The organism is Bifidobacterium sp., from assembly GCF_050874245.1.
Taxonomy (GTDB): Bacteria; Actinomycetota; Actinomycetes; order Actinomycetales; family Bifidobacteriaceae; genus Bifidobacterium.
Map to the genome: position 1 here is coordinate 1 of NZ_JBNMKH010000082.1, position 7,235 is coordinate 7,235.

The 7,235-nt window shown below is 56.7% G+C and carries 4 protein-coding genes; 2 read left to right on the plus strand and 2 right to left on the minus strand.

Annotation, left to right across the window (positions count from 1 at the left end; translation table 11 throughout):
- Positions 1-125 precede the first annotated feature (125 nt).
- On the plus strand, positions 126-1,436 hold the full coding sequence (locus ACR0P8_RS07975; RefSeq protein WP_432624574.1) for a hypothetical protein: 1,311 nt from the start codon (positions 126-128) through the stop codon (positions 1,434-1,436).
- A gap of 202 nt (positions 1,437-1,638) precedes the next feature.
- On the opposite strand, the gene ACR0P8_RS07980 is transcribed toward ACR0P8_RS07975, so the two are convergent.
- Both ACR0P8_RS07980 and ACR0P8_RS07985 read right to left on the minus strand, forming a co-directional pair.
- Positions 1,639-2,148, minus strand: coding sequence for a hypothetical protein (locus tag ACR0P8_RS07980; RefSeq protein WP_432624575.1), 510 nt, complete (start codon positions 2,146-2,148; stop codon positions 1,639-1,641).
- Between the two features lie 194 nt (positions 2,149-2,342).
- Positions 2,343-3,770 (minus strand): FIVAR domain-containing protein, encoded by a 1,428-nt coding sequence (locus ACR0P8_RS07985; protein WP_432624576.1) that lies wholly within the window; start codon positions 3,768-3,770, stop codon positions 2,343-2,345.
- 486 nt (positions 3,771-4,256) lie between these two features.
- Between ACR0P8_RS07985 and ACR0P8_RS07990 the strand changes: the two genes are divergently transcribed.
- On the plus strand, positions 4,257-7,235 hold a 2,979-nt coding region (locus ACR0P8_RS07990; RefSeq protein WP_432624577.1), incomplete at its 3' end, for a starch-binding protein.

Below are 7,235 nucleotides of genomic sequence, written 5' to 3' on the forward strand. Positions count from 1 at the left end.
AACTACGTAAATAGTAATTGCTACACATAGAAACAAAGACATGCAGATACACGGCACACGCACATACGCGGCACGAACAAACGCGACGCACACGGCACACGCACAAACGCACGTACACGGCACACATGACTCACACAAACGCTGCACACGCAATACACACCGCGCACACGGCACACACAAACGCACACAACACAACACGCACTTATCCACATAGCGGATTCGGACGCGTTATTTATCCACTTTTCCACAGATTTTCATATTCGGGTGGCGCGGACCGTCCTCCATCATCTACATTTGCCGACATGTACGCGCAAACACCTCAGGACATGGCACGCACGCTTTTCGAAGCGCAGTTCGCCGAGCTGCAACGCGCTCGGGCAATCCGCAAGAAATATCGCACCGACGTGGTGCTTGGTCTCACTTCCGCCATCAGAGTGCTGCTGATCGACATGCCCGCCCTTTACGACAAGGCGAAGCTGCTCGACTATCTGCACATCGTGGTGGAAGAGGCGCGATTCCGCTCTTCACTGGACGGCGTGAAGTTCCATGCATACACCGCAACGCTTCCTCCGGATCGAGCACCTGAACAACCGAATCAACCAGCTCAAGCGGATCAGGCAAGTCAAACAGCGCAACCAAATCAAACAGCACAACCAGCCCAAACAACCCAAACAACAGTCCGACAAAACAACCACACAGCAGAACGCGCCGACCAATCCAAGCAGACACAGTCAAAACCACAACACGGACAATACGAACAACACAAGCAACACGAACAAAGTGCACAAAACGCAAAACGTCCGAAAAGAATCCGCAAGACACCGCCGTTCTCCTCCTTCGAGAAAAGCAAGTACGCTCCCGTTTTCGTGGAGCCGCATATTTTCACGGTGCATCCGCTCCTGCTATGGGCGCAGATGGCCGCGTACCTCACACTTGAGGAGCTGGTGGTGCTTGGCGACGCGATGATGCGCCGCAATTATTATCATGTGCACGTCTCCCCCGAAAATTTCACCACGCTGCTCGACGAGCTTCCTTCCACATTCCCGCATCGCAGGAAATGCGAGGCAGCCGCGAAACTACTTGCCGAAAATACCGATTCATGCATGGAGACCCGTCTGCGATTCCGCATGCACCGCGCCGGCTATGGCCCGTTCGTGGTCAATCATCGGCTTACGTTGAATACTTCGGACGGCAGGACGGCTTTTCTTGATATCGCGATTCCGGATTTGAAAATAGCGATCGAATATTCCGGCAAATTCCATGCCAATAATTGGGAGAGCGACGAGGCACGACGCACGGCATTGGCTTCGGCCGGATGGCAGGTACTTTCCGTCAACGCCGAGACCTTGCGCGATCGCGGCAAATTCAAGGATTTTCTTTTGCAGCTTTCGATGACGATTGCAAGGCAACGCAATATTCTGCGGCAGGACGTGTGACGCGCGTAGAGACCGCGAAAAAGGAAATCACAGGAAACGAGGCTATAGGAAAGAGAAAGACCATAGGAACGCGCAAATATGCGAGGATGCGTCCGATTGAAAAATCACCGCAAAAAGTCACGTCCGTCGCGCAAATACGAAAGGACGCCGTCCGCATTTGCGGATGACGTCCTTTCGTAGAATGGTTCTTCGGATGGAATCCTCAGGCTTCAGTAGTTTCAGCGGTTTTAGCGGCCTCGGCGGATTCGGCATCGTCCTTAGGCTTACGCGGATGCTTCTGATGCGAACCAGCCTTCGGCCCGCGCTTGCCGACCGTGCCGTTCTTGGCGGTCTCCACGTCGAACACGATCACCTGCTCATCCGAATAGTAGACGCCGTCCAGCGCGTAGAACTCGATCCTCGAAGGATCATCCAGTTCAGGGAATTCAAAGAATTTCTGCGTGGCGACGAGCAGGTCGATGTTGCGCAGCGTCACCGCGGACGCCTCTCCCGGCCGTTTGGTGGCGAAACGAATCGCGTACTCGTCCTTCTTATCGCACTTCTGGATCGCGAATTTCTTCTCGTCGTAGTTCACCAGCACCTTGACGTATTCCGGGAATCCCAGCACGGAGCTGACGTTCTTGGAGAAACGCACGGATTCGAGCATGATCGTCATGGTCAATTTGCCGCCGGAACTCTCGCCAACTTCTTTGAAACCGTCCAGAATAGACATATAAAACCTTCCTTACGGAAAAACAACTACCGAAAATAAGTGTACATCATATTTCAATTTAATAATTATCGTTTCGACCGCAACATAATTGGCATGCAGCGCAATTTAAAAGGGTGCGACAACGATTTACGATTCACATAAATCGATTGGCACACCCTTAAATATCCGCTGACGTATCGGCGAACGTTGTGCGATTAATTAGTTTGGGGTTTGGTATTGGAATCCGTTCCGCTGATGGAGCCAGCAGGAGTCTGCGGGGTTCCAGAAGCGTTTTGATTGTCATTAGTATCTTTATTTGCATTATCAGGAGAAGGCTGCTCAGACGTGTCGTCAGACTTCTTTTGTTCACCAGTTCCAGTACCACCAGCGTTATTGTGATTCTCCCAGCCATTGCCATACTGGTACCCGTACGAATACTGACCATTCTGCGAATCATTCTGCGAGTCGCTCTGCGAATTCGTCTGCGCCGCTGCCGCCTGGGCCGCCTGAATGGAAGCGTTCACCGCATCCGTGGCCGTGGAGATCGCCTTCACCGCGTTCTGCATTGCCTGGACGTCGGAGCTCTTGCCGTCGATCAGTTTCTGCGCGGCGTCAATCGCCTGGGAAAGCGCGTCACGCGTCGCATCATCCGCGACCTGTCCGTTGGAGTTGTCAAGCAACGTGCTGGCGGTGGAGATGGCCTGATCCAATGCGCCGCGCGCGTTCTTGGTTTCCAGCGTCTTCTTGCTGGTTTCGACCGTTTTCACGGCCGAGGCGACGGCATCGGCCCGCTTCTGCATATCGCCGCTGTGCTTGTTCATATTGCTCGCTCTGGATTCCAGCACGGTCTGGGCGAGCGATGCGGAGCATTCGGTGGTGATGTTGCTGGAAGCAAGCTGTTCGCCTTGTTCGACGCTCTTGTTCAGTTTCGTCAGCGCGTTCCCGTCGGAAACCTGGTCTTTGGTGAGCTTTTGCATGCCGGACGCCTTTCGTATCGCGTCTTCCAAGGCCTTGCTTGCCTTAGAATATTTGCTTTGCGCTTTTTCGCACAGGGCGATTGCGTCGCGCTTGCTTTGATCCTTGTCTTTGGAGCGTGCGGCGAGCACGCCAGCAATGATGAGTGCGATCACCACCACCGCGACGATGACGGCCAGGACTATCTTTTTGGTCGGCAATGGTTTTTTCGGCGGTACGGGAACGGTTTTCAGCGGATCGTGTTCGGGATCGTCCTCGGCCAGCTTTTCCAGATCGTCTATTCCACCACTAACAGGAACGGCGGAATGCGAAGGCTCGGCCGCACCGTCGAATGTCAACGATTCAGCCGGCACGACCGCAGTTTCCTCTATGTCGGAGTTGCTCCGCAACGGAACGACTGTAGTCTTCTCCGCTTTGGAATCGCTCCGCACTGGAACGACCGTGGTCTTTTCCTTTCCAGCGTCGCTCTGCGCCGGTACAACTGTGATCTTCTCCGTTTCGGAGTCGTTCTGCGGCGGAACGACGGCATTGGACAGGCCGAAAGTGTCCTCATCTATCTTCGGGAAGCTCAGCGAAGGAATATTCCAATCGTCATCGAACGCATTGTTGCGCAACAAATCAACCGGATCGTCTTCCATTTTCGGAAAACCATTATCCTCAACTGCCATATTCTCCCCATTTCATGGCCAGTACACTTCGCATTCCGCCGCCAACGCCATATGATCATCATCGTCGGCACATACCAGACTCATGATAGCAACATTGTCAGAAACTTGGCATGGTTTTCTGGCAGAGCGTGACGCGATGCGATCATGCCCACGCTCCGGCAACCCCTTATTCCCATTTGCGCAAACGGCAACTTTTTTGCAGAACGACCCATCGTCCAGCGCAAGACTTGGAAAACCGGGTCTCGCATGAAGGAAACGACGACGAAGGTATTACGATAGGGTGTTTGCGATTCCACATTTATGCAAACATTTTCATGAAACGAAACAAGTTTTCAGCAACAATTTTCATTGATTTTCCGCCACTTTTCACAATTTCGTTCCTTATCGCAGATGTAAAATGGAAAATATACGTTTGCAATAGTGCAAACGCTATCAAAGAAGATGGGACCCCTTCACGGGGAGCCATGGAGTAAGGAACAAGGAGCTATGAGGCACCGGAAACCAACCCCGGCCTGGCAGAAGCTGGGTCTGAAGATCAGCAAGAAGGTGGTCGTCGGCGTCACAGCCGCAGCGACCGCCCTCGGCGGACTGGCGATCGCCAGCACTGCGGCGCAAGCCAACACCGGCCGCGACAGCTATGCCGACACCACCGGCAATCCCACGTTCGAGGCGGCACGTGAAAAGTACGGGCTGACCAAGAACATGAAGAACGGCGCCATCCTGCACGCGTGGATGTGGTCGTTCAACACCATCACGGAGCATATGGATGAGATCGCCGAAGCCGGCTACACCTCCATCCAGACCGAGCCGATGAGCAAGATCAAGGAAGTGCCCGCCAACGGCAAGAAGTTCACCGAGAACTGGTATTACGTATACCAGCCGGCCAACACCTCCATCGGCAACTTCGTGGTCGGCACCGAAGCCGATCTGAAGAAGATGACCGCGGCCGCACACGCCCATGGCATCCGTATCATCGTGGACGTGGTGGCCAACCACTTCACCGCCGACTGGAACGCCATCGACTCCGATTGGCAGAATCCTGAATATTTCCACGACAAGAACGCCTGCAACGGCAGGAACATCAACTATTCCAACCGTTGGGAGGTGACCCATTGCCAGCTGCTGGGCCTGTGGGATCTGAACACCGCCAACAAGACGGTGGAAAGCCGCATGCACGACTTCCTGAAGACCGCCGTGGATGATGGCGTCGACGGATTCCGTTTCGACGCGGGCAAGCACGTCGAGCTTCCTGGCGAATTCGACAACTCCACGTATTGGGACGTGATTCTGCAGAACGGCGCGCAATACCAGTACGGCGAAGTGCTGCAGGGCGACCCCGGACTGGACTACAAGGCGTATGCGGCGCTGTACGCCAAGTACGGCAAGGGTGGCGGCGGCGCCACCGCTTCCGATTACGGCAAGGCGATTCGCGCCGCGCTGTGGAACAAGAACCTCAATGCGGGTAACCTGAACAGCCTGCAAGGCGCCGGCATCGCAGACGATCACCTGGTCACCTGGGTGGAGTCGCACGACAACTACGCCAACGAGGACAAGGAATCCACGTATCTGACATCCGAGCAGATCCGATTCGGCTGGGCCATCGTCGGCGCGCGCAAGGGCGGCGCTCCCCTGTTCTTCAACCGTCCGAAGGATTCCGGCGGCAACAAGCCGCAGTTCGCCGAAACCAGCCAGCTGGGCGATGCGGGTGATGACGAGTGGAAGAAACCCGAAGTCGTGGCGGTCAATCAATTCCGCAACGCCATGGACGGCGAGGATGAGTACCTGCGCAACTGCGGTGCCAACCAGAACAACAACTCCTGCCTCATGGTGGAGCGCTATGCCACCGATAACAAGTCGGAAGATGATGGCGTGAGCATCGCCAACATGGGCGGCGACCAGGATCTGGCCGGCACTCCGACCAAGCTTGACGACGGCACGTACACCGACCAGGTGAACGGCGGCAAGATCGTGGTCAAGAACGGCAAGATCGAATCCGGCACCGCCAAGGGCAACGCCGTGAGCGTCTACTTCACCCCGGGCGTGAAGGAATCCGTCTCCGCCACTGCCAGCAAGAAGTTCTCCTCCGACACCATGAAGGTGACGCTGAGCGCCCGCAACGCCAAGAACCTCAGCTACAAGCTGAGCAACGGCAAGAACGGCTCCTTCGTCGACGGCGACAGCCTCACCATCGGCGAGGGCATGAACGAGGGAGATTCCGTGACACTGACCGTCACCGGCACCGGCACCAAATCCGGCAAGGCGCTGGAATACACAGCCACGTATACGAAGGTCGCGTTCAAGCAACGCGTCGTGTACGCGAAGAAACCTTCCAATTGGCAGAACCTGTACGTGTACGCGTACCGCGATGACCCGTCCGCCGACGAGCAGCTTGAGAACGCCGCTTGGCCTGGCGAGGCCATGACCGCCGTCACTGATGGCGATTCCTGCGGACAGACCGCTGGCACGTATCGTTACGAGCTTCCGGATTGGGGAGATACCACCTACCGCGTGATCTTCACTGACGGCAAGACAGGCACGTCCACGAAGTATCCCGCCGATTCCGATACCGATATCGATGCGGCAGGACTGGAGTCCACCGGAACGCAGATTTGGAACGGAGACACTTCGCAACCGTCCAGCAGCACGTGGAGCGATCTTGCCTGCAGTACCTCGAAGGTGACGAAGGTCACGATCTCCGGCGACACGTCCATGGACCTGTCCTCGACGCAGACCCTGCAGCTCAAGGCATCGGTGACCACCGATCCGGCAGGCGGCTCCGCCTCCGTGAGCTGGAGCTCCTCCGATACCGATCTCGCCACCGTGGATTCCACCGGCAAGGTGACCGGCCTCAAGGCCGGCACGGTGAAGATCACGGCCAAGGCCGGCGGCAAGAGCGCCACCGTGACGCTGACGCTGACTGGTGTGAGGCCGCAGCCTCCGGTTGCAAAGAACACGATCTACGCCACCAAGCCTGCCGGCTGGAGCAAGATGTACGCGTACGTGTACACCGGCGATGGCGCCACCGCGGCGAGCAACGCCAAGTGGCCGGGCGTGGAGATGTCCAAGGCGGACAACTGCGACCAAACCGGCTATAAGTACGAAGTGCCTGACAACCTGGCCAAGAACGCGAAGGTGATCTTCAACGACGGCGGTAGCCAGCAGTATCCGGGATCCCGCCAGCCGGGCCTGGACTACAACGGCGGCATCGTGAAGTGGGACGGCTCGACCGCGACCCTGGCCGCGATCACCTGCGACACGACCGTTCCGGTCTCCTCCGTGTCGATTTCGGGTGATGGCGTGTCCAATGGCAAGCTGAGCCTGAAGGCCGGCGCGTCCGCGCAGCTGACCGCCACGGTCCTGCCGGAGAACGCGACGGACCGGAAGGTCACGTGGACCAGCTCGGACTCGAGCGTGGCGAACGTGATGGGCACGGGCGTGGTCACCGCCGGCCGGAAGGCCGGCACC

Bases quoted from the DNA above. Each gene is read 5' to 3' on its own strand.
- ACR0P8_RS07975 (WP_432624574.1), top strand. From the start codon at position 126: ATGACTCACACAAACGCTGCACACGCAATACACACCGCGCACACGGCA.
- ACR0P8_RS07980 (WP_432624575.1), bottom strand. From the start codon at position 2,148: ATGTCTATTCTGGACGGTTTCAAAGAAGTTGGCGAGAGTTCCGGCGGC.
- ACR0P8_RS07985 (WP_432624576.1), bottom strand. From the start codon at position 3,770: ATGGCAGTTGAGGATAATGGTTTTCCGAAAATGGAAGACGATCCGGTT.